This window comes from Pseudomonas sp. PNPG3 (genome assembly GCF_023093815.1).
Classification (GTDB): domain Bacteria; phylum Pseudomonadota; class Gammaproteobacteria; order Pseudomonadales; family Pseudomonadaceae; genus Aquipseudomonas; species Aquipseudomonas asiatica.
In genome coordinates, this window is the sequence record NZ_JALLKV010000115.1 from 1 (window position 1) to 2383 (window position 2383).

General features: G+C 59.1%; 3 protein-coding genes. All 3 read right to left on the minus strand.

Annotation, left to right across the window (positions count from 1 at the left end; translation table 11 throughout):
* Positions 1 to 31: 31 nt before the first annotated feature.
* Complete coding sequence (locus tag MJ643_RS30210) at positions 32 to 1567, minus strand: IS66 family transposase (RefSeq protein ID WP_047595466.1); 1536 nt, start codon at positions 1565 to 1567, stop codon at positions 32 to 34.
* Between the two features lie 63 nt (positions 1568 to 1630).
* On the minus strand, positions 1631 to 1966 hold the full coding sequence (gene tnpB / locus MJ643_RS30215) for an IS66 family insertion sequence element accessory protein TnpB (protein WP_047595464.1): 336 nt from the start codon (positions 1964 to 1966) through the stop codon (positions 1631 to 1633).
* Positions 1963 to 2283, minus strand: a complete 321-nt coding sequence (locus tag MJ643_RS30220; RefSeq protein ID WP_081951372.1) for a transposase — start codon at positions 2281 to 2283, stop codon at positions 1963 to 1965. The genes tnpB and MJ643_RS30220 overlap by 4 nt, the downstream gene beginning before the upstream one ends.
* Positions 2284 to 2383: the final 100 nt, after the last annotated feature.

A 2383-nucleotide genomic window follows, 5' to 3' on the forward strand; every position in this document is an offset into this window, starting at 1 on the left:
GTAAGCGTCCGCTCAACTCACCTTGCGTAAGTCAGGCCGGTACCCACTGATGCGGTAGCAACTGCCCAATCTCACTGGCCCGCTGTGTCGGCAACCGTGTCAGCACATCTTTGAGATAGGCATACGGATCATGCCCATTCATGCGCGCTGATTGGATCAGACCCATGATTGCAGCAGCCCGTTTGCCACTGCGCAGTGATCCGGCAAATAACCAGTTCGAGCGACCGAGTGCCCATGGCCGTATCTGATTCTCGACCTGGTTGTTGTCGATGGGCACAGCCCCATCGTCCAGGTAGCGCGTCAGCGCTACCCAGCGTTTCAGGCTGTAATCGAGGGCTTTGGCCGTGGCTGATCCGTTGGGCACCAGATCGCGCTGGGCCAACATCCACTCATGCAGTGTTTTGCTGATCGGTACCGCCATTTCCTGACGTATTCGCCAGCGGTCTTCGTTGCTCATATCCCGAGCCTGGCGTTCAACCTCGTACAAACCGCCAATCGAGTGCAGCGCCTGTTCGGCCAGCTGACTTTTGTTCGCCACATGCAGATCGAAAAACTTGCGGCGGGCGTGGGCCATGCAGCCGATTTCAGTGATGCCCTGCTCAAAACCGGCTTTGTAGCCCGCGAAGTCATCGCAGACCAACTTGCCGTTCCAGTCGCCCAGGAAATTGCGCGCATGTTCGCCCGCACGGCTTGGACTGAAGTCGTATACCACGGCTTTGAGCGCCGAAAACGGCGTCGTGCTGTAGGCCCAGACATAGGCCCGGTGAGTTTTTTTCTCGCCCGGTGCAAGCATTTGCACCGGTGTTTCATCGGCGTGAATCACGCCTTGGTTCAACACCGCTTCACGCAGTGCATCAACCAGCGGCTGGAGCCGCACGCCGGTTTGTCCGACCCACTGAGCCAAGGTCGAGCGCGCAATTGCCAGCCCGGCGCGGCCAAAGATTTTCTCCTGCCGGTACAGCGGCAAGTGATCGGCAAACTTGGCCACCATGACGTGGGCCAGCAAGCCTGCGGTCGGGATACCTTTGTCGATAACCTGCGCCGGCACCGGTGCTTGAGTCAGAGTTTCGCACTGACGGCAGGCCCATTTGCCACGCACATGTTGCTCGACCGTGAACACGCCTGGCGTGTAATCCAGCTTTTCGCTGACATCTTCGCCGATGCGCTGAAGTTGGCAGCCACAGGCGCACTGGGTGCTTTCTGGTTCGTGACGAATCACGGTGCGCGGAAACTGCGGCGGCAATGGCGCACGTTTGGGCGATTGCCGTGGCTCGGCCTGTGACGAAGCGGGAAGAAGCTGTTTCAGCTCAGCCTCGATCGCTTCAAGGTCTGTATCGAGCAGGTCATCCAGCAAGCTGCTTTGCGCCGGGCTGATTTGCTCGCTGCGCTTGGCAAACTTGTGGCGTTTGAGCAGGGCGATTTCGAACTTGAACTGTTCGATGAGGATTTCGTCGTTCTGGATCTTCCGGCTCATCGCCTCGACCTGGGACTGCAACTGCAACGCCTGTGCCGCCAAGGCACGAAGCTGCTCCGGAGTCATCTGGTCGAGATTGGGCGAGAAAGTCATGCCGCCGATTGTGCCAGAGCAGGCGCAGAACGACGACAAGCAGACCGGCCAAATGGTCGGCGGTTACAGCATGCTGATCACACCGCCTGCGCCGACGCGCTGCCACGGCAGACCCAGCACCAAAGCCTGGAGTTGTTCGCTGTCGAGTTCGACCTCGCTGCCATGGCGAATACCAGGCCAGTGAAACTTGCCTTGATTCAGTCGTCGCGCGGCAAGCCAAACGCCCACGCCATCGTGCACCAGCACTTTCATCCGGTTGGCCCGGCGATTGGCGAAGAGATAAGCGCAGTGCGGCTTCGCCGCACCGAACACCGCGATCACCCGGGCCAATGCCGTTTCGGTGCCAGCGCGCATGTCCATCGGCTCGGTGGCCAGCCAGATTGCATCGATGCGGATCATCGAGCGACAGCCCGGATAAATTGCGCGCAGCCTTCAGGATCCGAGACTGGCCATTTCACTGTAATCACTTGTCCGGCCATGGATAACTCAATGGTCGCTGACGTTTCGGATGGCCGTTTAGGCGCGGCTTTTAGTGGGACGAATGCCGGTAGTGAAGCCGTTGCGGGCTGGTCTCGATAAAGCGGCAGCCATTTGCGGATGACATTGGCATTGATGCCGTGGCTGATGGCGACACTGGATACGGTCGCCCCAGGTTGCAGGCATTCCTGAACGACCTGGGCTTTGAACGGTTTCGGATAAGAGCTTCGTTGGCGCATGGAAATCCTGGCGATAAGGGCGATCGCGTCCGCTTAAAAATACGCGGACACCATCGCCCTTAATGCTGGAGTTCGGAAGGTGAGTTCGCCGGACGCTTAC

Bases quoted from the DNA above. Each gene is read 5' to 3' on its own strand.
- MJ643_RS30210 (WP_047595466.1), bottom strand. From the start codon at position 1,567: ATGACTTTCTCGCCCAATCTCGACCAGATGACTCCGGAGCAGCTTCGT.
- tnpB (WP_047595464.1), bottom strand. From the start codon at position 1,966: ATGATCCGCATCGATGCAATCTGGCTGGCCACCGAGCCGATGGACATG.
- MJ643_RS30220 (WP_081951372.1), bottom strand. From the start codon at position 2,283: ATGCGCCAACGAAGCTCTTATCCGAAACCGTTCAAAGCCCAGGTCGTT.